Source organism: Streptomyces sp. NBC_01551 (assembly GCF_026339935.1).
Lineage (GTDB): Bacteria > Actinomycetota > Actinomycetes > Streptomycetales > Streptomycetaceae > Streptomyces.
Window position 1 is genome coordinate 778,897 of the sequence record NZ_JAPEPX010000001.1, and the last position, 22,313, is coordinate 801,209.

Sequence of the window (22,313 nt, forward strand, 5' to 3'; positions counted from 1 at the left end):
GTGAAGACGTTGGGTGACATCTGCTGCCAGATGTGACAAAACGGGCATTGGTGGGTACAACAAGGGGCGGCACGACGGGCGACGCATGACCCGGAGCGGGAATCTATACCGCCGACCGGACGTTGACCGGATGACGACGACAGCGACACCTGTCCTGTGGGCGACAAGCCCGGGAGGCACGATTCATGAGTGAGCGAGCTCTCCGCGGTACGCGGCTCGTGGTTACCAGCTACGAGACGGACCGCGGCATCGATCTGGCCCCGCGCCAGGCGGTGGAGTACGCATGCCAGAACGGACATCGATTTGAGATGCCGTTCTCGGTTGAGGCAGAAATTCCGCCGGAGTGGGAGTGCAAGGCGTGCGGCGCCATGGCACTCCTGGTGGACGGGGACGGGCCCGAAGAGAAGAAGGGCAAGCCTGCGCGAACGCACTGGGACATGCTCATGGAGCGACGCACCCGCGAGGAGTTGGAGGAGGTGCTGGCCGAGAGGCTGGCCGTCCTTCGTTCCGGCGCCATGAACATTGCCGTGCATCCGCGGGACAGCCGCAAGTCCGCCTGACAGCCGGACTGAGCACACGCAACAAGCCGAGGGGCCCCCGCCACATCTGATGTGGCGGGGGCCCCTCGGCTTTTGGCGGTTCTACGGGGATCAGGGGGCCAGCGGCGGCCGGTACCCGGTGTCGGGGCCGGACGGACCCGGGCCCTGCGGCCGGTCCTCGCGGATGACCTCGCCCTGGACGATCTTGCCGTCCGGGTAGTGGATACGGGCCTGCTGGAAGGCGTCCCCGAAGGAGCCGGAGGGCGCCGCGGCCATCTTGCGCTCCAGCGAGCGCGAGGCGCGGCGGCTGACGAACGCGCGGACCGGCGGGAGCAGCAGGAGCAGCCCCGCGAGGTCGGACAGCAGGCCCGGCATGATCAGGAGCAGGCCGGCCAGCATGGTGAGGCCATTGCCGCCGCCCGGCTGCTGCGCGGTGGGGGCCACGCCCTGCTGAGCCTGCTGGAACGTCTCCGTCAGGTTCTTGAAGGCACGCCGCCCGGCCCGCTTGATGACCACCACGCCCAGCACCATCGCGCCCGCGAGCAGCGCGGCCACGGCCAACCCGCCGGCCTGCCCCGCGACCAGGCTGAGCAGCCAGATCTCCAGGATCAGCCAGGCGGCTACCGCCAGGGGGAGGAACGTACGGGCGGGCGAGCGCCGCCGGGGGGCCGTCGAGGTGGGAACGCCGGTCGTCATGACATCCAGTGTGCCTGGGGCGGCGTAAAAGCGGCCTCAGTCGGAGGTACCGGACATCCCCTAAGGGCTCCCCCGGGCAGGTCAGGCGTGGGGGTCGGCCTTCGGTCCGGCCTTGGGTTCGGCCTTGTGACCAGGTGTTTCGTCGCCCCGGGGCGCTGCCTTGAGCTCGGCCGCGGGCTCGCCCTCGCCCTCGGCCACGGGCTGCGGGTCCGCCTTGTGGTCCGTCTTGCCCAGGGCCAGGTCCGTCAGCTTGGACGTGCGCGCCTTGAGGCCCCACTGGGTGACCCGCCACAGCGCCTCGACGACGATGTCCTTGCTCATCTTGCTGTCGCCGAACTCCCGCTCGACGAAGGTGATGGGCACCTCCACGACGCGGAAGCCCTTGGTCACCGCCCGGCGGGCCAGGTCCACCTGGAAGCAGTACCCCGCCGAGGCGACGTCCTCCAGGCCGAGACCCTCCAGGGTCTCGCGGCGGAAGGCGCGGTACCCGCCGGTGACGTCGCGGATCGGGACGTCCAGCAGCAGCCGCGAGTAGGTGGAACCGCCGCGCGAGAGCACCTCGCGGCTCTTGGGCCAGTTGACGACCCGGCCGCCCGGCACCCAGCGGGAGCCGAGCACCAGGTCCGCGCCGGCGAGGGCGGTGAGCAGCCGGGGCAGCTCCTCCGGCTGGTGGGAGCCGTCGGCGTCCATCTCGACGATGACCCCGTAGTCGCGCTCCAGGGCCCAGTGGAAGCCCGCCAGGTAGGCGGCGCCGAGGCCTTCCTTGCCCTTGCGGTGCAGGACGTGGACGTGGTCGTCGGCGGAAGCCAGCTCGTCGGCGAGCTTTCCGGTGCCGTCGGGGCTGTTGTCGTCGGCGACCAGGACGTGGGCAGCCGGAACCGCCGCGCGGACGCGCCCGACGATCGGCCCGATGTTCTCCGCCTCGTTGTAGGTCGGAATGATCACCAAAGCCGTGCCGAGTGGGCCGTAGCTACGCGGTCCGCCGTCGCTCACAGGGTCCCCTTGTGTGTTCTCGTCGGTCATCCGGTCACAGGAGGATGATTTTAGAACAGCGATCGGAGCCCGGGGTCCTTCGGGCCGGTCCGCTTCCCGCTGGCCGCGGGCCCTCGCAACCGTTGTCTACTGGACCGCCGGACTCCGATCCGGGGCCACCGCCGCCCGGCGAAACCTTCCCTCGCCCCCGAGGCGCGGGCGCGCCGGGCTGACGGATCCGTCCGGCGCGGACGTCCCTTTGGTGGACCCGGCCGAACCTATCCGGGTCCGGCCGCCCGCACCGAGCCGAGGCCCGCCGGATCACCCCTGTGGGCGTACGAATACCTCCCGGCCGCCCACGACGGTGGCGAGGCACACCGGCAGTTCTCGGCCGGGGGTCAGATCGGGCAGTCCGGGGGTGCCGGAACGGGGGTCCGTGGACCAGCGGGCGACCCGGTCGTCGGGGGCCTGGACCACCAGTTCCTCCGTCTGCCAGACGGCGTAGTCGGCCGGGGCGCCGGGCACGAGGACGCCCGCGTCGTCGCGGCCCAGCGCCCGCCAGCCGCCCCGGGTGTGGGCGGTGAAGGCGGCCCGTACGGAGATCCGGTGCTCGGGGGTCCGGTGGAAGGCCGCCGCCCGGACGGTGCCCCACGGGTCGAGCGGGGTGACGGGCGCGTCGGAGCCGAAGGCAAGGGGCACACCGGCCTTGAGCAGGGCGGCGAACGGGTTGAGCGTGCGAGCCCGCTCGGCGCCGAGGCGGTCCGCGTACATGCCGTCCTCGCCGCCCCAGGCGGCGTCGAAGGCGGGCTGCACGGAGGCGGTGAGGCCGAGTTCCGCGAAGGCGGCGATGGTCTCGGGGGTCATCATCTCGGCGTGCTCGACGCGGTGTCGGGCGGCGCGGACCCGGTCGAGGCCGACCTTCGCGGCGGCCGCGCGGGCGCCTTCGACGACGGCGGTGATCGCGGCGTCGCCGATGGCGTGGAAGCCGGCCTGGAGGCCCGCCTCCGTACAGGCGGCGACGTGTTCGGCGACGGCATGCGCGTCGAGGTAGCCGGTGCCGGTGTGGCCGGCGTCGGCGTACGGGGCGTGCAGGCAGGCGGTGTGCGAGCCGAGGGCGCCGTCCACGAAGAGGTCGCCGGCGGCGCCGACCGCGCCGAGGGCCTTGGCCCGGTCGAGGTCGCGGTCCGCCCAGTATCCGAAGACGCGCGGCCCGGGGCGGCTCGCCGCCAGCTCCAGGAGGGCGGTGAAGTCCTCGGCGGAGGAGATGCCGGGGCCGCCGCACTCGTGCACGGAGCCGATGCCGAGGGAGGCGGCCCGGTCCAGGGCGGCCCGCTGGGCCTCGGCGCGCTGGGCCGGGGTGACGGCGTCGAGTGCGGCGGCCCGTACGGCGTGGTGGTCGTCGCGGGTCAGCGGTTCGTCGCCGCTCGCGCGGACGCCGGGGACGAGGTCCAGCAGGGCGGTGGTGACGACGGCGGAGTGCACGTCGATGCGGCTCAGGTAGAGCGGGCGGCCGCCGGTGGCCCGGTCGAGCTCCTCGCGGCGCGGGGCGCGCCGCTCGGGCCACCGGGCGGCGTCCCAGCCGTGACCGAGGAGGACCCGGTCGGCGGGGCGGCCCTCGGCGTACGCGCGCACCCGGTCGAGGGCGTCGGCGAGGGAGCGGGCCGCGGAGAGGTCCAGCCCGGTCAGGGCCAGGCCGGCGGAGGTGGTGTGGACGTGGGCGTCGGTGAAGGCGGGGGTGACGAGCGCCCCGTCGAGGTCGACGACCTCGTCCACGCCCTGCGCGAAGGCGTCGGCGGCGCCCTCGGAGCCCACCCAGGCGATGTGGCCGCGCTCGACGACCATCGCGGTGGCGAAGGGGTCGGCGGGGCTGTGCACCTCGCCGCGGCGCAGGAGGACGGTGCGGTGCGGTGCGGTTGCTCCGGCGGCGGTGGCGGAGTCGGCGGTGCGGTCAGTCATGCGGACCAGTCTCGCGGGTCCGTGTCGCCGGTCCGACCGCGGCCCCCGGGCGACCGGCGGGCCGTGGCCGGTTCGCGCGGGGCGCGCGTCCGGTTTCGCGCGCGGGGCGCGCGGGTCACACGCGGGGCGGGCGGGCTTCGTAGGGGGTGGAGAGGACGACCGTGGTGCGGGTGGAGACGTGCGCGAGGGCGCGCAGCCGGCCCAGCAGGTCCTCCAGTTCCAGCGGGGTGGCCACGCGGACCTTGAGGATGTAGTTCTCGTCGCCCGCGACGCTGTGGCAGGCCTCGATCTCGGGCACGCCGGCGAGCCGTTCGGCGATGTCGTCCGGGGCGCTCGGGTCGAACGGTTTGACCGAGATGAAGGCGGTCAGGGGCAGCCCGACGGCCTCGGGGTCGACGACGGCCGCGTAGCCGCGGATCACCCCGCGCTGCTCCAGGCGGCGTACTCGCTGGTGGACCGCCGACGTGGACAGTCCCGTGGCCTTGCCCAGATCCGTGTAGCTCATCCGCCCGTCCCGCACGAGCAGGTCAACGATCTGGCGGTCCAGCTCCTCCATTGCGCTCATAGCCGCACAACCTACGGCCCAACACGGCTCCGCGCCCAGCGCTGTCCACGGTTGAACTGGCACCTGCGCCGGGCATGTGACCAAAGCCACAGGGGTATGAGGGCGTATGCCGGTCTGTTGTTGGTTACTCGTGCCGGGCGACGGGAAGTGCTTGCTGTGGCCGTGGCCGAAGAACCTTGCCCGCCCGGCCCACCCAAGGGGGAGTACATCCATGCCGAACACCAAGCGCGCCGGTCGCACCGAACCGGAGCCCCTCGAACTTCTCGTCGACTCCGAGGACGACGACTACCTCGAAGACGCCGAGGGCTTCGAGGTGCACCACGCGGTCTGCCCGGACTGCGGGCAGTCGATCGCGCTCGTCGCCGACGAGGAGCACCTTCCGCAGCACGCTCTCTGCCTGACCCCGTGGAACCCGTTCGGGCTCACGGTGTGCGCGGGTACGGGCCGGCCGGTTTCCGACGCGCTGCCGACCGTGGGCACGCTGCAGAACGAGGACGGCGTCCGGGAGCTGGAGCCGGTGGTGCTGCTGACCCTGCCGCAGGGGCTGGACTGGCGCACGCAGCCGTTCTCGCACGTCGGCGGTCCGGGCTCGCGTCCCGTACAGATGCCCGCGCCGACGCTGCTGCCGCAGATGCGGCAGCACGCGCAGGCGGCCTGAGCAGGTCGGTCGCGGTAGCCCGGACTCAGCGGGCCGGGTTCACCAGTACGTGCCCTGCACCATGGCGGCGAGGCTGGCGTGGTGCAGGATCAGGCCGTCGACCTGGTCGGCGGCTGCCGGGATCTCGACCTCCCCGAAGTGCGCCTGCCGGTAGGCGATGCGCAGCATTACGATCCCGTGCCGCAGCGCGGCGTACAGGGTGTGGAACTCCATGTCCCGCGGGGTGTGCCCGGTGAGTTCGGCGTACCGGCGTTCGAGGTCCTCGCGGCGCAGGAAGCCGGGCAGGCCGGGCTGGCCGAAACTCACCGTCAGGTCCTGGAAGAAGCGGTGCAGGTAGACGGTCCAGCCGAGGTCCACCTCGCGCGGGGCGAGCGCCGCCATCTCCCAGTCCAGGACGGCGACGGGGGCGAAGCCGTCGGGCTCGTAGACGACGTTGCCGATGCGGGCGTCGCCCCAGTTGAGGACGGCGGGGCCCTCGTCGGCCGGCCAGAGTTCCTCCAGGCGGTCGAAGGCCCGCTCCAGCAGCGGGGACGGCGCGAGTCCGCCCACCACCCAGGCGTAGTAGGCCCGTTGGGCGTCGACGTGGCGGCGCAGTGGGCTGCCGGCGCCCTCCGGGAGGAGGAACTCGGCCTCCTTCGCGGGGAACTGGTCGTGCAGGCGGGCGAGCAGGGAGATGCTCGCCTCCTGGAGCGCGGCGCGTTCGGTGTCGGTGGCGGCGTGCAGCCAGTTGCCCTCGTAGGTGTAGGGCATGACGTCGGGCGGTACGCGGCCCTCGGCGCGGGCCATGACGAAGAACGGGGCGCCGAGCGGGCGGGGGTCTTCTTCCAGCCACAGCACGCGCGGGACGGGCAGGTCGGTGTGCTCGGCGACGAGGCTCATCACACGGTGCTGGCGGGGCATGTCGTAGGTGGGGAACACGGTGTAGGCGGCCGGGTCGGCGGCGAGGCGCAGGGCGCAGGCGCGGACCGGGGCGTCGGGGTGTTCGATGTCGAAGAGCAGGGTCTCGCTGGACATGCCGTTGGAGCCGGGGACGGAGGCGTTCGTGACCTTCGCGCCGGGGAGCCGGGTGTCGAGCCAGGCGGCGAGGCGGCGGCCGAGTTCCTCGGGCTCGCGGGTGGAGGTGCGGGGACGTGGTGCGGGCGCTGCTGCCATGGACTGCCCCTTCCTGCGGTGTGCTGGATGCTGCCTGCGGCGGGTGTGGGCGGGGGTTACTGCGCGACGGAGTCGTAGTCGGTGAAGCCGCTGGGGTCGTGGCGGCCGAAGCTGCCGTGCTCGAAGATGCCGAAGCCGGTGCGGCTTTCGAGGGTGAAGCGGGCCGAGTGGTCGGTGACCCCGAAGGCGGCCATGGGGTGGGCGGCGGGGTCGGAGAGGTCGTAGACGCGGCGGTCGGTCCAGCCGCGGCCCTGCCAGGTGCCGTGCTGCCAGTCGGCGGCGGGCGGGTAGCCGGCGCCGACGGCGAGCGGGGAGGAGGCCAGGATCTCCACGGCGAGTTCGAGGGGCTTGCGGGCCGGGTCGGTGAGGTGCACGACGGCACTCTCGGGGTGGCGGGTGCCCGGGCGGTAGCGGATGTCGGTGTGGGGCCAGCCGAGTTGGACGTCGTGGCGGCCGTCGCCCTCCGGGAAGACCTGGACGGCTTCGCTGAGGGTGCGGTGGCCGTCGGCGTCCTCCTGGGCGATGACCATCAGGAAGCGGTCCTCGAAGCGGACGGGGATCCAGAGCCAGTGGAAGCCCTCGGGGCGGTACTCCTCGGCGGCCCGGCCGCCGTCCTCGCCGGGGATGGGGCGCACGCCCCAGCTGCGGTCGCGGGTGCCGGTCCACTCGTGGGGGGTGAGGGCGTACTCCTCGCCCTTGGCCCGGATGGTGCCGGTGACGTGGCCGGCCTGGACGAAGCGGCGGCCTTCCAGCATGAGGCGGTCGCCGCGGCGCTGGACGTGGTGGGGCTCCCAGACGGCGGGGAACTCGGCGGTCCAGGTGATGTCGCAGGAGAGCCCTTCGGGGTCGTCGGGGTCGGCGTCGCACTGGAGGGTGATCCGCTTCAGGGGTTCGTCGACGATGATCCGGAGCGGGCCGACGGAGAGGTTCATGCGGTCGTCGGTGAGGGCGTCGGAGGCGCGGACGGCGAGGAGTTCGTCGCCGACGCGGAGGGTGGCGTAGGCGTCGATGACCCCGGCGTTGGGGTAGACGCCGAGGCCGAGGATGAGGACGGCCCGGCCGGTGTGGTCGAAGACGTGGAAGATGCAGCGGTCGTAGGCGTTCCGGTCGCCGCTGACGAGGTGGCGCATCGACAGGGGGGCCTGGTGGATGGGGTACTCGTCGAGGGCTATGGGGCGGTCCGCGGGCATGGCAAACCTCCTGGGCGCGGGGCGGGCGGATCAGCGGAGATGACGGTACGTCAGAAACCGCGTCGGGGGCCATAGCCGTACGTGGCACGCCCTGACAGGGCGTCACTCCGTGCCGCTCCGCTGGCCGCGGGTTCGAGGCGGCGCCGACTGCGCCTGGCCGGCCCCGGGGCCGGGGATGAGGGCGGGCCCGGGCCCGGGCCCGACCCCGGTGGGGCGATCGGTCAAGCCGTCGGGTGGATCCGGTCGCCGGTCCGCTCCCGGAGGGCGGTTCGCAGTCGGTCGCGGGCCTCGGTCTGGGCGGCGATCCGTTCGTCGAGGACCGCCAGTCGTTCCAGGGCAACGCGCAGGCCCTTGTCCGAGGGCGGTGCGGCGGCCACATCGCCGTCCAGGCACGGCGCGAACACGCGCACGTCGTCCAGGGTGAGCCCCGCGGACAGCAGGCAGCGGATGTTGCGGACCCGTACCAACGCGCGCTCGTCGTAGACGCGGTAGCCGTTGGAAGCCCGTGCGGAGGAGATCAGCCCGGCCTGCTCGTAGTGCCGCAGCGCACGGGCCGTCGTCCCGGCCGCCTCGGCCAGCTCACCTATCCGCACCCGTTCCACCTCCGCGACCCACCACTCTTATCACGCCACGACCGCTCCCCCGTCGACCGGGAGCACGACCCCGGTGACGAACGAGGCTGCCGGTGCGGCGAGCTGGGTGATCGCCCAGGCCACCTCCTCGGGGCGGCCGATCCGGCCCAGCGGGGTGTGCGCCAGCTGCCACTCCCGCACCGCGGCCCGCCGCTCGGACGTCAGGCCCTGGTGCTCGCCGATCGGGGTGTCGATCGCGCCGGGCGCGACCGCCACGACCCGGATCCCGCGGGGTGCCAGCTCGACCGCCCAACTGCGCGTCAGCAGTTCCAGTGCGGTCTTGGTCGCCGCGTAGACCGAGCTGCCCGGCCACGCCCGCTGCCCCACCGACGTACTGACGTTGACGATCACTCCGCCCGAAGCCTCCAGAGCCGGCAGCGCGGCCTGGGTCAGCAGAACGGGGGCGACGAGGTTCGTGGCGAGCTGGTCCGTGATCAGCTTTGGGCTCAGCGTTCCGAGGGCGCCGCCGCGCACGATGCCGGCGTTGTTGACCAGCACGTCCAACCGGCCGTGCGCCTCCTGGACGGCCTGGACGATCCGCTCGGGCTCGCCCTCGGCGGTGATGTCGGCGGGCAGCGGCACGATCCGGTCGTATCCGGCCGCCGTCTCCTGGAGCCGTTCCCTTCGCCGTCCGATCGCGACCACGCGGGCGCCCTCGGCGGCGAAGGCGCGGGCGGTGGCCCGGCCGATGCCGGTGCCGGCTCCGGTGACGACGACGATCCTGCTGCTCTGCGGTTCGGTGCTGTTCATGCCGGTCATCGTGCAACCCTGCCGCCAGCGGCAAGGTCAACTTCTCGTCAGACCTCGGACCTCGGACGTCGGACGCCGGGCGCCGCGCATCGGACGCCGGCCGCGGGTTCGCGCGGGGGTACGGGCCGCGCCGGCGGGAGGAGCGGGGACACGTCGAACGGATGGGCGCCGGGTGGGGGCGGTTACCGGGGGTGCGGTGGCGCGTTGGGCCGGTATGACGACGCTTGGGAGTACCACGCCGAGGACGGGGCGCCGTCGGCGGCCGATGCCGCCCGGCCACGAAGAATCGGTTCAGCAGCGGCACCCGGATCCGCCGATCTACCGCGAGTTGCTGGCCCGCTGGGCCGCCGACGGGCGGACCCTGCCGGGGTGCGGCGACCAGGAGTGGTCCAAGGTCGCCGCGTCCCCGATCTGGCCGAGCGGCCCGCTCTACGGCGGCTGAGCGCTCACAGCCCCGGCACCGCCGGAACGGTCAGCGGGTTTCCGGGCCGGCCAGGTGGCGGGCGATGACCATGCGCTGGATCTGGTTCGTGCCCTCCACGATCTGGAGCACCTTCGCCTCGCGCATCAGCCGCTCCACCGGGAAGTCGGCCGTGTAGCCGTAGCCGCCGAGGATCTGGACCGCGTCCGTCGTGACGGCCATGGCCGCGTCCGTGCAGAACAGCTTGGCCATCGCCGCCTGCCGGGAGAACGGCTTGCCCTCGTCCCGCAGTCGCGCCGCCGCCAGGTACAGGGCGCGGCCCGCCTCGATCTTCGTCGCCATGTCGGCCAGCATGAACCGCAGGCCCTGGAAGTCCGCGATGGGGTGGCCGAACTGCTTGCGGCCCAGGGCGTACGACACGGCCTCGTCCAGGGCTGCCTGGGCGACGCCGATCGCGCAGGCGGCGATGCCGAGGCGGCCCGCGTCGAGCGCGGCCAGCGCGATGGTGAAGCCCTGGCCCTCCTCGCCGATGCGGCGCGCGTCCGGGACGCGGACGCCGTCGAAGTGGAGCTGGGCCGTGGGCGAGCCCTTCATGCCCATCTTCTTCTCGGGGACGGCCGCCGTCAGGCCCTGCGCGTCGCCCGGCACCAGGAAGGCCGTGATGCCCTTGGGGCCCGGGGCGCCGGTGCGGGCGAGCACGGTGTAGAAGTCGGCGACGCCGCCGTGGGTGATCCAGGCCTTGGTGCCGGTGATGACCCAGTCGTCGCCGTCGCGCACCGCCTTGGTGGTCAGCGAGGCCGCGTCGGAGCCGGCGGCCGGCTCGGACAGGCAGTAGGCGCCCAGCAGGCCCCCGCCGAGCATGGCGGGCAGGTGGGCGGACTGCTGCTCCTTGGAGCCGTAGCCGGCCAGGCCGTGGCAGGCCAGCGAGTGCACGCTGACGCCGAGGCCGACGGTCAGCCGGGCCGCCGCGAGTTCCTCCAGGACCTGGAGGTAGACCTCGTACGGCTGCCCGCCGCCGCCGAACTGGCCGTCGTAGGGAAGGCCGAGCAGGCCGGCCTCCGACAGCAGGGTGAAGACCTCCCGGGGGAAGCGCCCGGCGTCCTCCTCCTCGGCGGCCCGGGGGCGGATTTCCCGCTGGGCGATCTCGCGTACGAGGGCGAGGAGGTCCCGGGACTCCTCGGTGGGCAGCTGACGGTCCACCGGCTGCGGGGCGCGGTCGGTCATGGCGGCGCTCTCCTCCCTGATCGGGCACGGCGGCGGCGCGTGAGGTGTGGGACGCGACGCCGGGTCTCGGTGCTCTCACAGCCGATGCTGCCCTTTCGGATCACGAAAGGGGCTGACCAGCGGCTGCGGCGGCTTGAGTATGCCCGATCAGGGGCGTCCCGTCACCGGGGCAAGATCATCGGCCCGGTCGAACGGCCCTTCGAGAAGGGGCGGCGGCGGACACTCCGGGACGAACTCCCCGATGACCGTCAGAGTGGCTCGCAGCTGGCGTACGAAGAGGGCCCCGAGGCGGTCCCGGTCGGGCTGGTCGGCGGCCTGCGCGGCGAGCGCGCCGATCCACTCCAGGGTGGCCCCCTCGACGGCGCAGAGCCAGCCCACCAGCGCGAGCCGGGCGAGCGGCGGGATCTCGCGCCGCCCGTACGCGCCTTCGGCGATGGCGGCGACCAGTTCCTCGCGGACGGCGTCCCGGATGGCGAGCACCTCGGCGTCGGAGCCGACGCCGCCGGTGACGATGGTGCGGTACGCGGCCTGGTGGTGCTCGGCGTACGCGAGGTAGCCCTCGATGGTGCGGCGGACCCGCTCGGCGCCGGGCAGGTCGGTGTCCCCGCCGGCGCGGGCGACGAGCTCGGCGACGGAGTCCTCGACGATGGCGAGGTAGTAGCCGCGCTTGCTCTGGAAGTAGTAGTAGATCAGCCCCTTGGCGACACCGGCCTGCTTGGCGATGTCGTCCATGGAGAGCGCGTCGTACGAGGTGTCGGCGAACAACCTCCGCCCGATGGCGATGAGTTCGGCTCTGCGGACCTGCGAACGTCCGGTCGCACCACGCTGTTGACTATTGTTCAAATCCGGCCCCACCCTAGAACTGCCTCAGGATGGCGGAAGTATGGCAGAGCCGGGCAGGAGGGGCGGAGCGGCCCCGTCAGAACCAGCCGACCTGCGTGACGAACATGGCGACGACGACCACCAGCGTCCAGCCGAGCACGTGCTCCAGCCAGGAGGAATCGTCCTTGGGGCCGCCGGTCCGGACGAGGTTGCGCAGGAGGTTCCGGGCGGGGGCGGTGGGGGCGGCGCTGTCTGCGGTCATGCCGTCCAATGTGCCAGCGTTCGCGGCTTTCGCGGTAGATGACGATGGTCACACGCGTGGTGCACGTCACTTCGCCGGGCGCCGCACACCGTCGGATCCCCGCGTGTCCCTCGGGTCCCCGCACGTCGTCGGACGCCCGCACGTCGTCGGGCCCCGGCCGGATCGCGACCGGGGCCCGGCGTGCTCGGATGTCAGGCGGCTCGTTCGCGGCCCGCCATGCCGGCCATGGCCAGGGCGAGGCAGAGCGCGACGGCGCCCGTGATCACGTTGTTGACCACGGTGCGGGTCGTGTCGACGTTGCCGGCGATGACCCACGGAGCGATGATCGTCCAGGCTCCGATGCCGACCGCCGTCCAGGCCATCGCGTGGGTGCGTTCATAGGCGGAGCCGAGTCCGCTCATGCACACGCAGTACGCCAGGCCGGCGATCAGGTTGTTGACGGCCAGCGCGCCGAGGACGCTGAACCCGGCGATCCACGGTGAGGCCGCCAGGTACAGGCCCGTTATCAGGGCCAGCGCCTCCACCGCCTGCGCGGCCGGGGTGCTGGTGACCCGCTCGAACCGCGTCCTCATTTCGGCGAGGTCGGGGTGGTGTTCGATGCTGTGAGTGGTCATGGTGGGCCGCCTCCACATAGAAACGTTTATACGCCCTTTATGCCCCATATTGCACTTGTCATACCTCGCGGTCAACGGCATCTCGGGCCCCTTTTCGGCCCGTTCCTCACAGCACTCCGACGGCCTTCAGCGCCGCGATCTGGACGGGGCTCGGTTTGGCCGGCGCGTAGAGGTAGCAGATGCCCCCGCTCCCCGAGACGACCTTGCCGGCGGCGTTGTGGCGCTTGGTGCGCAGCCAGATCGTCTCCCATTCGGCGCGCTTGTAGACGCGGCGCACGGCCGCGTTGTCGGCCGAGTTCGGGTCGTTGGCGATCACGTCGCCGGCCGCCGTGAAGCCGATGACGGTCATCAGGTGGCCCGCCGTGCCGTACCCCGCCCCGGCGAGTTCCTCGGTGCGGAAGGACTGCGAGGTGATGGCGGGGATGCCGGCGCGGATCAGGGTCTCCAGGTCGGTGAGGGAGCCCAGCCGCGTGACGACCCCGGCGATGCCTCGGTAGGTGGCGGCGTAGGCGGCGTTGAAGGGCCAGTTGCCGCAGCCCTTGTAGGCGGCGTCGTAGGTGGAGCGGGCGGCGTGGCAGACCTGCGGGTCCTTGTACTTGGCGTCGACCCAGCCCAGGGCGCCGGCACTGGCCCGGCCGCCCCAGTACTCGATGATCATCTGGGAGGAGGTGGGGCTGCACCAGGCCTCGCCGCCGTTGTCGTACTGGGGGTACTGGCCCTTGTGCGTCTCCTGCGAATAGCGCGGGACCGTGAGCTCGTGCGCCCCGCCCAGGGAGGGGACGGAGGCGGGGACGGTGAACCGGGCCGGGACGTCGGAGACCATGGCGCCGGCCAGCCGCACCACCGGGCCGCCGTCCGCGCCGGGCTTGCGGTAGAGGGTCAGGCGCAGCTGCCAGTCCCTGATCCGCAGGCCGCTCTCGGGGTGGTCGACGGCCAGGGTGTCCGTCCAGACGGTGGTCTTGCCGTCGGTCTGGCCGTCCACCGAGGTGCGCCGGATGTCACCGTCGCCGCCGGCCCAGCGGCCCATCACGTACCAAGGGCCGGAGAGGCCGTCGGTGTAGGTGGGGCGCAGTTCGATCTGGATCCAGGTGCCGGCCGGGGTGCGGGCATTCCAGGAGGCGATGGCCTCGGTGCCGGGCACGGCGCAGCGGTGCACCGGGGAGGTCCAGGCGGCGTACTCCCAGGTGCGCTTCTTGCCGGTGTGCGGGTCGTGGTACTCGGTGCGGCCGACGGGCGTGTGGATCCGCAGGGCGGGACGGTCGCCCGCGGTGGCGGTGGTGCCGTGGTGGATGCCGTCCCGCCAGTGGCGGTGGGCGTACCAGAACCGGTTGTCGACCGTCGCCGGGGTGGCCTGAGGGGCTTGGGCGGCCTGGGCGGCTCCGTCAGGCCCGGCGGCCCCGTCCGCCCCGGCGGCCCCCCGACCGGCACCCGCGCCGTCGGAACGGGCCGGGCCCGAGGCCGAGGCGCGGCCGCCGGGGACGGTGACCGTGGCGGCGGCCGCGAGGGCGACGGCCAGCAGGGCCCGGCGTGGTGTGGCTGCGGTCATCGGCTTGGCCCCCCTGGGGTCGGTACGGCGGATCGGCTGCTCCACCCTTCCAGTTCCCGGTGGCCGGGTGTCGAAGCCACGGCCCCGCGTCGGGGTGACAAATCGGCCCGTCCGGCCTCGGAATGCCAGGCCATAGGCTGGCCGGGTGGAGTCACACCGGTCACACCAGTCACTCGAACCGCTGGCGCGCGAGATCGCCGCACTGCCCCCGTCGCTCGGCCCCGTGCGCCTGATCGGCATCGACGGGCACGCGGGTTCCGGCAAGAGCACCTTCGCGGGGCGGCTCGCGGAGGCGCTCGGCGGGGTGCCGGTGCTGCACCTCGACGACATCGCCACCCACGAGGAGCTGTTCGGCTGGCCGGAGCGGCTGCGCGCGCAGGTGCTGGAGCCGCTCGCCGCCGGTCGGCCCGCGCACTGGGCCCCGTACGACTGGGTGGGTCGCCGCTTCGGCCCGGAACGGGTACTGGAGCCGGCGCCGGTGCTGCTCGTCGAGGGTGTCGGGGCCGGGCGGCGGGCGCTGCGCCCGCATCTGGCGCGGCTGCTGTGGATGGAGACACCGCGCGCGCAGTCCTGGGGGCGCGGACGAAACCGGGACGGGCGTGAACTTTCCGACTTCTGGGACGGATGGGAGCGCGCGGAGCTCGCGCACTTCTCGGACGACCCTTCGCGCCCCTTCGCCGACACTCTGGTACGCCAGAGCGGTACGGGATACGAGTGGTCTTCCGGGACGGGTGCGACCTCAGGAACCTCCGCTTCCGTCACCGAGGGTGACGGACTCCCCCAGGCCTGAGCCGCCCGGGAAATCCGCTCGCGCGGGCCTGCTCCGACCCGCTTGACCCGGGGCCCGCACCAGCCGTACGTTCTCAATGCGCGGCCTGCGAAGGCCGCAGCAGACGCGAAGCCCCCGATTGTTCCCCCGTGATCGGGGGCTTCGTTCTGCCCGCGACCCCCTTCGCACCGCCGTCCCACGCGTCGTTCCCGCCCCGGCCGTTCACCCTGAGTCACCGTGCGCCCAGCAGGCACCCGCCCGACCCGTGAGCGCCGCACCCTACGTAAGGTGCGTAACCGCAGGTACGATGCAGCCCTGAATTCATCGGCGCAGGGAACAACTCGCGTGTGCGACGCGGGGGTTGCCGCGCACCACGGGGGCAGGCTTGTGGGGGATGTGATGGACTTCGGCACTCCGGGCAGCACGCACGCCCCGGCCGAACTCGCCTGGCTGCGCGGGGTCGACGCCTGCACCATGGGCGCGTACCCGCAGGCCGAGGAGGAGTTCCGGGCCGCCGTACGGCTCGACCCCGCGATGGCCGACGCCTGGCTGGGCCTGCACGCGCTCCGGGTGGACACCACCAACGCCTTATTGCGCATGTACGCCCACCGGGACCGGTTCGGGGAGCAGCGGGCCCGGCACCGGCGCACGCTGAACTCCTGGTACTGGCTCGGCTGGTGGGTGCAGCCGGTGCTGGAGAGCCGGCGGGACCTGCTGCTCGCCCACGCCTCGCACTGGCTGGACGGACGCCACGTACCGGAGCTGGACCAGGCGCTGGCCGCCCTGCCGCCCGTGGACGCCGATCCGCAGGTGCGGTTCCTGCACGCCTGCCGGGCCTATCTGGTCAAGGACTGGGAGCAGCTGGTCCGGCACACCGAGCCGCTGGTCGACGATCCTCTGCTGGGCATCGAGGCGGGCCTGTTCGGCGGGATGGCCCGGGTGCGGCTGGAGATGTACGGGCAGGCGGAGCCGATGCTGTCGACGGCGCTGATGCGCTGCCGCAGCGAGCAGCCGCAGCGCAAGGAGCTGCGGTACTGGCTGGCGCGGGCGCACGAGGGGACCGGGCGCAGCGCGGCGGCGCTGCCGCTGTACCGGGCCGTGCACCGGGTGGACCCGGCGTTCATGGACACGGCGGCGCGGCTGACGGCGATCGAGGACAGCGACTACGTCGACGGCGCCGACGGCTACGCGGGCTTCGGCGGGCACTCCGCGGAGGGGTTCGCCGGTCACGGCCTGTCCCCGGTGGGCGGGGACTTCGCGGCGGTGGCGCTGGGCGGTGGCGGCGGTCCCGTCCAGGACATCGCGGCGGACGGCCAGGTGGACGGGCAGGCGGAGGGCGATCCGCTGTCGGCGCCGGACCCGCCCGACCAGCGTTTCGCGCCGCCTTCGGACGCGGGCCGGACGGAAGGCGTACGGCGGAAGGTGTCCGTACCCCCGCAGGCCGCCCCTGCGGGGCTGCCGGCCGGGCCGGCCGATCCGCAGGCCCTGGCGCAGGCGCTCGCGGAGCTGGAGCGGATGGTGGGCCTGGAGCCCGTCAAACGGCAGGTGAAGGCGCTGTCCGCGCAGCTGCACATGGCCCGACTGCGCGCCGGGCAGGGATTGCCGGTGCAGCCGCCGAAACGCCACTTCGTGTTCTCGGGGCCCTCGGGCACGGGCAAGACCACGGTGGCGCGAATCCTGGGCCGGGTCTTCTACGCGCTGGGGCTGCTCGGCGGGGACCACCTGGTGGAGGCCCAGCGGGCCGACCTGGTCGGCGAGTTCCTGGGGCAGACCGCCGTGAAGGCGAACGAGCTGATCGACTCGGCGATCGGCGGGGTGCTGTTCGTGGACGAGGCGTACTCGCTGTCGAACTCGGGCTACAGCAAGGGCGACGCGTACGGGGACGAGGCGCTCCAGGTGCTGCTGAAGCGGGCCGAGGACAACCGGGACCACCTGGTGGTGATCCTGGCGGGCTATCCGGCCGGGATGGACCGGCTGCTCGCGGCCAATCCGGGGCTGTCGTCGCGGTTCACGACCCGGGTGGACTTCCCGAGCTACCGGCCGCTGGAGCTGACCGCGATCGGCGGGGTGCTCGCGGACGCGAACGGGGACCGCTGGGACGAGGAGGCGCTGGAGGAGCTGCGCAGCATCAGCGGGCACGTGGTCGAGCAGGGCTGGATCGACGAGCTGGGCAACGGGCGGTTCCTGCGGACGCTGTACGAGAAGAGCTGCGCGTACCGGGATCTGCGGCTGGCGGGGTTCGCCGGGGAGCCGTCGCGGGACGATCTGGCGACGTTGCGGCTGGCGGACCTGATGCAGGCGTACGGGGAGGTGCTGTCGGGGCGGGGCCCGGACCGGCCGGAGCCGCCGCCGCTGCCCTGACGGGGGGCGAAGCCGGGGGTGGGTCTCCCGGCCGGGGGGCCCGGCCGGGGGGCCGGTGCCGCTGCGCGGTCCGACGCGAAGCCGGGCCGGGGGCCGGTGCCGCTGCGCGGGGCTGTCCCTGCCCGCCCTTCCACCGTTCCCCCCAGGGGCTCCGCCCCGGACCCCGCGCCTCAAACCCCGGCGGGGCTGGATTCGCGCCGGCGGGGCTGGAGTGGCGCGGAACGCCGTCCAGCCCCGCCGGCGGTATTACGCGCTGCGGACGTAGCCGCGGTGGGCCGGGTCGCGGTGGGCGGGGTCGCGGACTTCGCCGACCAGCATTTCCAGGACGTCCTCCATGGTGACCAGGCCGAGGATGCGGCCGGACGGGTCGGCGACCTGGGCCAGGTGGGTGGCGTCCCGGCGCATGACGCTGAGGGCGTCGTCCAGCGGGAGGGTGGAGCACAGGGTCGTCATCCTGCGCCAGACCCGCTGGGGCACGGCCCGCTCCCGGTCCTCCAGGTCGAGTACGTCCTTCACGTGCAGGTAGCCCATGAAGGCGCCGCCGTCGGAGCGCACGGGGAAGCGGGAGTACCCGGTGCGGACGGTGAGCTGCTCGATCTGGCGCGGGGTCGCCGAGGGGCCGACCGTGACCAGGCGGTCCCGGGCGAGGAGGACGTCGGTGACGGGGCGGCTGCCCAGTTCCAGGGCGTCCTCCAGGCGTTCCTGCTCGACCGGCTCCAGGAGTCCGGCCTGCCGGGAGTCCTTGAGCAGCCGGCCGAGCTGGGCGCTGGTGTAGACGGCCTCGACCTCGTCCTTGGGCTCGACCTTGAACAGGCGGAGCACCAGCGTGGCGCAGGCGCCGAGCGCGGTCGTGATCGGCCCGCACAGGCGGGCGAAGGCGACCAGGCCGGGACTGAACCAGAGGGCGGTCTTCTCGGGGGCGGCCATGGCGAGGTTCTTGGGGACCATCTCGCCGATGACCAGGTGCAGGAAGACCACGGCGGCCAGCGCGAACGCGTAGCCGAGGGGGTGGATCAGGCCCTCGGGCACGTGGACGGCGTGGAAGACGGGCTCCAGGAGTCGGGCGACCGTCGGTTCGGCGACCGCGCCCAGGGTGAGGGAGCAGACGGTGATGCCGAACTGGGCGGCGGCCATCATCCGGGGCAGGTTCTCCAGGCCGTGGAGCACCTGGCGGGCCCGCTTGGAGTCGGCCGCGAGGGGTTCGATCTGGCTGCGGCGGACGGAGACGAGGGCGAACTCGGCGCCGACGAAGAAGCCGTTGGCCAGGACCAGGAGCAGGGCGAACAGGAGCTGGAGGGCGTTCACCGGCCCACCGCTTCGAGCTGGGCGGGCACGGACACCGTGCCGGTGGACACGGGGTCGGCCGCCGGGGCGGCGCGGACCAGCCGGACCCGTTCGGCGCGGTAGCGGCCGACCTGGCGGACGGACAGCTTCCAGCCGGGCAGCTCCGCGCGGTCCCCGGGGGCGGGGATCCGGCCGAGCAGGTCGGCGACGAGGCCGGCGACGGTCTCGTACGGGCCCTCGGGCACCTCCAGGCCTATCCGGCGGAGGGTCTGGACGCGGCAGCTGCCGTCGGCCTCCCAGGAGGGGCGGCCGTCCTCGGCGGCCACGGCGGCCAGCTCGGGGCTGTGGTCCTCCGCGAGGTCGTGCTCGTCGCGGACCTCGCCGACGAGTTCCTCCACGATGTCCTCCAGGGTGACCACGCCGGCGGTGCCGCCGTATTCGTCGACGACCACGGCCATCGGCTGTTCGCTGCGCAGCCGCTCCAGCAGCGGCTGCACCGGCAGGGAGCCGGGCACCAGTAGCGGGGCGACGCAGATCCGCGCCACGGTGGTGCGGGCGCGCTCGGACTCGGGCACGGCGAGGGCGTCCTTGAGGTGGACGACGCCGGTGACCTCGTCGATGCGGTCGCGGTAGACGGGGAAGCGGGACAGGCCGGTGGCCCGGGTCAGGTTGAGCACGTCGGCCGCCGTGGCCGTGTGCATCAGGGCGCTGACCTTCACCCGCGGGGTCATGACGTGCTGGGCCGTGAGCTCGCCCAGCGAGAGGGTCCGTACGAAGAGGTCGGCGGTGTCCTGTTCGAGGGCGCCGGCCTGGGCCGAATGGCGGACCAGGGAGACCAGTTCGCCGGGGGTGCGGGCGGAGGCCATCTCCTCGGTCGGCTCCACGCCGAGCGACCGGACGAGCCGGTTGGCGACGGCGTTGAGGCCGGCGATGACCGGCCGGAAGGCGCGGGAGAAGACCTGCTGCGGGCCGGCCACGACACGGGCGACCTGGAGCGGCCGGGAGACGGCCCAGTTCTTCGGGACGAGCTCGCCGACGACCATCTGGACGGCGGAGGCGAGCAGCATGCCGATGACCACGGCCACGCCGGAGACGGCTCCCTGGGGGAGGCCGGTCGCCGCGAGCGGGCCGGACAGCAGTCCGGCGAGGGCCGGTTCGGCCAGCATGCCGACGACGAGGGAGGTGATGGTGATGCCGAGCTGGGTGCCGGAGAGCTGGAAGGACAGCTCCCGCAGGGCCTTGACCACCGTACGGGCACGGCGGTCACCGTCGGCTGCGGCGCGTTCGGCCTCGGGTCTCTCGACGGTGACGAGGCCGAATTCGGCTGCCACGAAGAAACCGTTGGCGAGGATCAGCGCGAAGGCCGCCACGAGCAGAAGTAGCGGGATGATCATGCCGCCGCCTCCGTGGGGAGGGCGGCGCGGGTATTACCGGACGATCCGTCCATTGCTGGAAGGAGTCACTCCTCAAGTAGCAGTTGCCCGCGGGCCACGGGGTCCCGGGGCCGGTGGGAGGGCGCACGGACGCGCCCCGCCACCAGGGTAGTCATTGAGATCGCTGCCGCAATGGGACGCAGCGACGAGGCGGGCCGGGCTCAGTGGTCGTTCGACCCGGTTCCCCGGGATTCGGCGAGGGCGCGCAGGGCGCGGGCGTCGCCGATGGCCTGGGCCTTCGCCACGCCGGGCTGGATGCCGAGGGCGGGCAGGCTGGTGCCGTCGCTCAGGTCGAGGAACACCCACGGGTCGCCGGGGCGGAGGTTCACGCGCAGGATCTGCGCCCACTCCAGGCGCCGGGTGGTCGTCAGGTTGACGACGGTGACCCCGGCCTCGTCCGCGACCACCTTGGGGCGGCTGAGCAGCACGAGTACGGAGCTCAGCAGGACGGCGGTGAAGACGAAGCTGATCCGCTCGCCCGGGCCGAGGTTCTCCAGCAGCAGGGCGATCGCCGTGATGGTGGCGAACATGGCGAGCCCGACGGCCAGCAGGACGGCCCGGGTGCGGGTCGGCCGGAAGGTGACCGGCAGGGCGGGCGGTGCGGGCTGGGCGGCGGACTCGGCCATGATGCTGGTGATGCCTTCTGGAGGGGGTGTACGGATCGGGTGACCGCGTGCGTACGGGTCAGAGACGGCAGGCGTGGATCGAGGTGGTGAGGATCGCGCGCGCGCCGAGCTCGTACAGGTCGTCCATGATCCGCTGGGCTTCCTTGGCGGGGACCATCGCGCGGACGGCGACCCAGCCTTCGTTGTGCAGCGGGGAGATGGTCGGCGACTCCAGGCCCGGGGTGAGGGCGACCGCGCGCTCCAGGTGCTCGGCGCGGCAGTCGTAGTCCATCATCACGTAGCTGCGGGCCACCAGGACGCCCTGGAGGCGGCGCAGGAACTGCTGGGCGCGCGGGTCGTCGGCGTCGGCGGAGTTGCCGCGGATGACGACCGCCTCGGAGGTCATGATCGGCTCGCCGATGACCTCCAGGCCGGCGTTGCGCAGGCTGGTGCCGGTCTCGACGACGTCCGCGATGATCTGGGCGACGCCGAGCTGGATGGCGGTCTCGACCGCTCCGTCGAGGTGGACGACGGAGGCGTCGATGCCCTGCTCGGCGAGGTGCTTGGCGACGATTCCCTCGTACGAGGTCGCGATCGTCATCCCGGCGAAGTCCTCGGGGCCCTTCGCGGTGCCGGGCTTGGTGGCGTAGCGGAAGGTGGAGCGGCCGAAGTTCAGCGGCAGGATCTCCTCGGCGCTGGCGCCGGAGTCGAGCAGCAGGTCACGGCCGGTGATGCCGATGTCGAGCTTGCCGGAGGCCACGTAGATCGCGATGTCCTTGGGGCGGAGGTAGAAGAACTCCACTCCGTTCTCGGGGTCGATGACCACGAGCTCCTTGGACTCCTTGCGCTGGCGGTAGCCGGCCTCATGGAGCATCGCCGACGCCGCTCCGGAGAGTGAACCCTTGTTGGGGACGGCGATGCGCAGCATGGGGCTTCCTTCAGTGCGTGGTGTGCGAAAGGTGTGGGCTAAGCGGCGGGCGGGGGGGGGCCCGGGGAGGAGCTCCGGCCTAGAGGTGCGCGTAGACGTCGTCGAGGGAGATCCCGCGCGCCACCATCATCACCTGGACGTGGTAGAGCAGCTGGGAGATCTCTTCGGCGGCGGCTTCCTTGCCCTCGTGCTCGGCGGCCATCCAGACCTCGGCGGCCTCCTCGACGATCTTCTTGCCGATCGCATGGACGCCCTTGCCCACGAGCTCGGCGGTACGGGAGGTGCTGGGGTCGCCGTTGGCGGCCTTGAGCTGGAGCTCGGTGAAGAGCTCTTCGAAGCTCTTGGGAGTGTTCGCCATGATGGTCCTCAGAATAAGGGGTCCCCCGCCGCCACTCAGCGCCAGGGTTCGCTGACGGTCCGCAGGGTCATGGCGGTGGAGACGGCGGCGGTGACCGCTTCGTGCCCCTTGTCCTCGTTCGACCCCTCGAGTCCGGCGCGGTCCAGCGCCTGCTCGTCGTTGTCGCAGGTCAGGACACCGAAGCCGACGGGGACTCCGGTGTCGATCGACACCTGTACCAGGCCTTGGGTGACGCCCTGGCAGACGTAGTCGAAGTGCGGGGTGCCGCCGCGGATGACCACTCCGAGGGCGACGATGGCATCGTAACCGCGACCGGCGAGTACCTTCGCCACCACCGGCAGCTCGAAGCTGCCCGGGACGCGCAGCAGGGTGGGCTCGTCGATGCCCAGCTCGTGCAGGGCCCGCAGGGCGCCGTCGACGAGCCCGTCCATGACCTTCTCGTGCCACTGGGCCGCGATGACGGCCACCCGGAGGTCGCCGCAGTTCTTCACGCTCAGTTCGGGTGCGCCCTTGCCGCTCACAGCTGTGCTCCTCGGTGCGTTACGTGTTTCGTGTCGTTCGGTCGGGTGATACGGG

At 72.9% G+C, this 22,313-nt stretch carries 24 protein-coding genes; 5 read left to right on the forward strand and 19 right to left on the reverse strand.

Going from position 1 to position 22,313, the window contains the following annotated elements; all coding sequences use genetic code 11:
* Nucleotides 1–185: 185 nt before the first annotated feature.
* On the forward strand, nt 186–560 hold the full coding sequence (locus tag OG982_RS03280; RefSeq protein ID WP_007262928.1) for an RNA polymerase-binding protein RbpA: 375 nt from the start codon (nt 186–188) through the stop codon (nt 558–560).
* Between the two features lie 90 nt (nt 561–650).
* Here OG982_RS03280 and fxsA read toward each other — a convergent pair whose 3' ends face one another.
* The 4 genes from fxsA to OG982_RS03300 form a co-directional block, all read right to left on the reverse strand.
* Nucleotides 651–1,235, reverse strand: a complete 585-nt coding sequence (fxsA, locus tag OG982_RS03285) for an FxsA family membrane protein (protein ID WP_266789894.1) — start codon at nt 1,233–1,235, stop codon at nt 651–653.
* Between the two features lie 81 nt (nt 1,236–1,316).
* On the reverse strand, nt 1,317–2,258 hold the full coding sequence (locus OG982_RS03290) for a polyprenol monophosphomannose synthase (RefSeq protein WP_266789892.1): 942 nt from the start codon (nt 2,256–2,258) through the stop codon (nt 1,317–1,319).
* A 270-nt stretch (nt 2,259–2,528) separates the two neighbouring features.
* A complete protein-coding gene (locus OG982_RS03295) occupies nt 2,529–4,163 on the reverse strand; it encodes an amidohydrolase (RefSeq protein WP_266789890.1) in 1,635 nt (544 codons plus the stop codon).
* Between the two features lie 115 nt (nt 4,164–4,278).
* Complete coding sequence (locus OG982_RS03300) at nt 4,279–4,719, reverse strand: Lrp/AsnC family transcriptional regulator (protein ID WP_030240692.1); 441 nt, start codon at nt 4,717–4,719, stop codon at nt 4,279–4,281.
* Nucleotides 4,720–4,939: 220 nt separating this feature from the next.
* Here OG982_RS03300 and OG982_RS03305 point away from each other — a divergent pair, with 220 nt between their 5' ends.
* The gene (locus tag OG982_RS03305; RefSeq protein ID WP_266789888.1) at nt 4,940–5,386 is read left to right on the forward strand and encodes a hypothetical protein; all 447 of its coding nucleotides are present in this window, start codon (nt 4,940–4,942) and stop codon (nt 5,384–5,386) included.
* A gap of 39 nt (nt 5,387–5,425) precedes the next feature.
* Here the strand turns inward: OG982_RS03305 and OG982_RS03310 are convergent, their stop codons facing one another.
* From OG982_RS03310 to OG982_RS03325, 4 genes are all read right to left on the reverse strand, one after another.
* A complete protein-coding gene (locus tag OG982_RS03310; RefSeq protein WP_266789886.1) occupies nt 5,426–6,538 on the reverse strand; it encodes a phosphotransferase family protein in 1,113 nt (370 codons plus the stop codon).
* A 56-nt stretch (nt 6,539–6,594) separates the two neighbouring features.
* On the reverse strand, nt 6,595–7,728 hold the full coding sequence (locus OG982_RS03315) for a hypothetical protein (RefSeq protein ID WP_266947910.1): 1,134 nt from the start codon (nt 7,726–7,728) through the stop codon (nt 6,595–6,597).
* A 221-nt stretch (nt 7,729–7,949) separates the two neighbouring features.
* Nucleotides 7,950–8,321 carry a MerR family transcriptional regulator gene (locus tag OG982_RS03320; protein ID WP_266789882.1) on the reverse strand — a complete coding sequence of 124 codons (372 nt, stop codon included), beginning with the start codon at nt 8,319–8,321 and terminating at the stop codon, nt 7,950–7,952.
* 30 nt (nt 8,322–8,351) lie between these two features.
* Nucleotides 8,352–9,119 (reverse strand): SDR family NAD(P)-dependent oxidoreductase, encoded by a 768-nt coding sequence (locus tag OG982_RS03325; protein WP_266789880.1) that lies wholly within the window; start codon nt 9,117–9,119, stop codon nt 8,352–8,354.
* 205 nt (nt 9,120–9,324) lie between these two features.
* Here OG982_RS03325 and OG982_RS03330 point away from each other — a divergent pair, with 205 nt between their 5' ends.
* Nucleotides 9,325–9,552 carry a hypothetical protein gene (locus OG982_RS03330; RefSeq protein WP_266947911.1) on the forward strand — a complete coding sequence of 76 codons (228 nt, stop codon included), beginning with the start codon at nt 9,325–9,327 and terminating at the stop codon, nt 9,550–9,552.
* Nucleotides 9,553–9,582: 30 nt separating this feature from the next.
* On the opposite strand, the gene OG982_RS03335 is transcribed toward OG982_RS03330, so the two are convergent.
* From OG982_RS03335 to OG982_RS03355, 5 genes are all read right to left on the reverse strand, one after another.
* Nucleotides 9,583–10,755: an acyl-CoA dehydrogenase gene (locus tag OG982_RS03335; RefSeq protein WP_266947912.1), complete on the reverse strand. Its 1,173-nt coding sequence runs from the start codon at nt 10,753–10,755 to the stop codon at nt 9,583–9,585.
* 147 nt (nt 10,756–10,902) lie between these two features.
* On the reverse strand, nt 10,903–11,598 hold the full coding sequence (locus tag OG982_RS03340; RefSeq protein WP_266789874.1) for a TetR/AcrR family transcriptional regulator: 696 nt from the start codon (nt 11,596–11,598) through the stop codon (nt 10,903–10,905).
* Between the two features lie 76 nt (nt 11,599–11,674).
* On the reverse strand, nt 11,675–11,839 hold the full coding sequence (locus OG982_RS03345) for an SCO1431 family membrane protein (protein ID WP_323139221.1): 165 nt from the start codon (nt 11,837–11,839) through the stop codon (nt 11,675–11,677).
* Between the two features lie 191 nt (nt 11,840–12,030).
* Nucleotides 12,031–12,453, reverse strand: a complete 423-nt coding sequence (locus OG982_RS03350; protein ID WP_266789871.1) for an SPW repeat protein — start codon at nt 12,451–12,453, stop codon at nt 12,031–12,033.
* A 106-nt stretch (nt 12,454–12,559) separates the two neighbouring features.
* On the reverse strand, nt 12,560–13,999 hold the full coding sequence (locus OG982_RS03355) for a peptidase C39 family protein (RefSeq protein ID WP_266789869.1): 1,440 nt from the start codon (nt 13,997–13,999) through the stop codon (nt 12,560–12,562).
* Nucleotides 14,000–14,144: 145 nt separating this feature from the next.
* Here OG982_RS03355 and OG982_RS03360 point away from each other — a divergent pair, with 145 nt between their 5' ends.
* The gene (locus tag OG982_RS03360; protein ID WP_266789867.1) at nt 14,145–14,789 is read left to right on the forward strand and encodes a uridine kinase; all 645 of its coding nucleotides are present in this window, start codon (nt 14,145–14,147) and stop codon (nt 14,787–14,789) included.
* 378 nt (nt 14,790–15,167) lie between these two features.
* Nucleotides 15,168–17,129 carry an AAA family ATPase gene (locus OG982_RS03365; RefSeq protein WP_266789865.1) on the forward strand — a complete coding sequence of 654 codons (1,962 nt, stop codon included), beginning with the start codon at nt 15,168–15,170 and terminating at the stop codon, nt 17,127–17,129.
* Nucleotides 17,130–17,375: 246 nt separating this feature from the next.
* Here OG982_RS03365 and OG982_RS03370 read toward each other — a convergent pair whose 3' ends face one another.
* The 6 genes from OG982_RS03370 to ribH form a co-directional block, all read right to left on the reverse strand.
* Complete coding sequence (locus OG982_RS03370) at nt 17,376–18,434, reverse strand: hemolysin family protein (RefSeq protein ID WP_266789863.1); 1,059 nt, start codon at nt 18,432–18,434, stop codon at nt 17,376–17,378.
* Complete coding sequence (locus tag OG982_RS03375; protein ID WP_266789861.1) at nt 18,431–19,807, reverse strand: hemolysin family protein; 1,377 nt, start codon at nt 19,805–19,807, stop codon at nt 18,431–18,433. Before OG982_RS03375 ends, OG982_RS03370 begins: the two co-directional genes overlap by 4 nt.
* Nucleotides 19,808–20,007: 200 nt before the next feature.
* Nucleotides 20,008–20,472, reverse strand: a complete 465-nt coding sequence (locus tag OG982_RS03380) for a PH domain-containing protein (protein WP_266789859.1) — start codon at nt 20,470–20,472, stop codon at nt 20,008–20,010.
* A 58-nt stretch (nt 20,473–20,530) separates the two neighbouring features.
* The gene (hisG, locus tag OG982_RS03385) at nt 20,531–21,379 is read right to left on the reverse strand and encodes an ATP phosphoribosyltransferase (protein WP_266789857.1); all 849 of its coding nucleotides are present in this window, start codon (nt 21,377–21,379) and stop codon (nt 20,531–20,533) included.
* 79 nt (nt 21,380–21,458) lie between these two features.
* Nucleotides 21,459–21,737, reverse strand: a complete 279-nt coding sequence (locus OG982_RS03390; RefSeq protein ID WP_266789855.1) for a phosphoribosyl-ATP diphosphatase — start codon at nt 21,735–21,737, stop codon at nt 21,459–21,461.
* A 35-nt stretch (nt 21,738–21,772) separates the two neighbouring features.
* Nucleotides 21,773–22,258: a 6,7-dimethyl-8-ribityllumazine synthase gene (gene ribH / locus OG982_RS03395; protein WP_007262951.1), complete on the reverse strand. Its 486-nt coding sequence runs from the start codon at nt 22,256–22,258 to the stop codon at nt 21,773–21,775.
* Nucleotides 22,259–22,313: the final 55 nt, after the last annotated feature.

Coding starts and splice junctions, on each gene's coding strand:
- OG982_RS03280 (WP_007262928.1), top strand. CDS start 186: ATGAGTGAGCGAGCTCTCCGCGGTACGCGGCTCGTGGTTACCAGCTAC.
- fxsA (WP_266789894.1), bottom strand. CDS start 1,235: ATGACGACCGGCGTTCCCACCTCGACGGCCCCCCGGCGGCGCTCGCCC.
- OG982_RS03290 (WP_266789892.1), bottom strand. CDS start 2,258: ATGACCGACGAGAACACACAAGGGGACCCTGTGAGCGACGGCGGACCG.
- OG982_RS03295 (WP_266789890.1), bottom strand. CDS start 4,163: ATGACTGACCGCACCGCCGACTCCGCCACCGCCGCCGGAGCAACCGCA.
- OG982_RS03300 (WP_030240692.1), bottom strand. CDS start 4,719: ATGGAGGAGCTGGACCGCCAGATCGTTGACCTGCTCGTGCGGGACGGG.
- OG982_RS03305 (WP_266789888.1), top strand. CDS start 4,940: ATGCCGAACACCAAGCGCGCCGGTCGCACCGAACCGGAGCCCCTCGAA.
- OG982_RS03310 (WP_266789886.1), bottom strand. CDS start 6,538: ATGGCAGCAGCGCCCGCACCACGTCCCCGCACCTCCACCCGCGAGCCC.
- OG982_RS03315 (WP_266947910.1), bottom strand. CDS start 7,728: ATGCCCGCGGACCGCCCCATAGCCCTCGACGAGTACCCCATCCACCAG.
- OG982_RS03325 (WP_266789880.1), bottom strand. CDS start 9,119: ATGACCGGCATGAACAGCACCGAACCGCAGAGCAGCAGGATCGTCGTC.
- OG982_RS03330 (WP_266947911.1), top strand. CDS start 9,325: ATGACGACGCTTGGGAGTACCACGCCGAGGACGGGGCGCCGTCGGCGG.
- OG982_RS03335 (WP_266947912.1), bottom strand. CDS start 10,755: ATGACCGACCGCGCCCCGCAGCCGGTGGACCGTCAGCTGCCCACCGAG.
- OG982_RS03345 (WP_323139221.1), bottom strand. CDS start 11,839: ATGACCGCAGACAGCGCCGCCCCCACCGCCCCCGCCCGGAACCTCCTG.
- OG982_RS03350 (WP_266789871.1), bottom strand. CDS start 12,453: ATGACCACTCACAGCATCGAACACCACCCCGACCTCGCCGAAATGAGG.
- OG982_RS03355 (WP_266789869.1), bottom strand. CDS start 13,999: ATGACCGCAGCCACACCACGCCGGGCCCTGCTGGCCGTCGCCCTCGCG.
- OG982_RS03365 (WP_266789865.1), top strand. CDS start 15,168: ATGGACTTCGGCACTCCGGGCAGCACGCACGCCCCGGCCGAACTCGCC.
- OG982_RS03375 (WP_266789861.1), bottom strand. CDS start 19,807: ATGATCATCCCGCTACTTCTGCTCGTGGCGGCCTTCGCGCTGATCCTC.
- OG982_RS03380 (WP_266789859.1), bottom strand. CDS start 20,472: ATGGCCGAGTCCGCCGCCCAGCCCGCACCGCCCGCCCTGCCGGTCACC.
- hisG (WP_266789857.1), bottom strand. CDS start 21,379: ATGCTGCGCATCGCCGTCCCCAACAAGGGTTCACTCTCCGGAGCGGCG.
- OG982_RS03390 (WP_266789855.1), bottom strand. CDS start 21,737: ATGGCGAACACTCCCAAGAGCTTCGAAGAGCTCTTCACCGAGCTCCAG.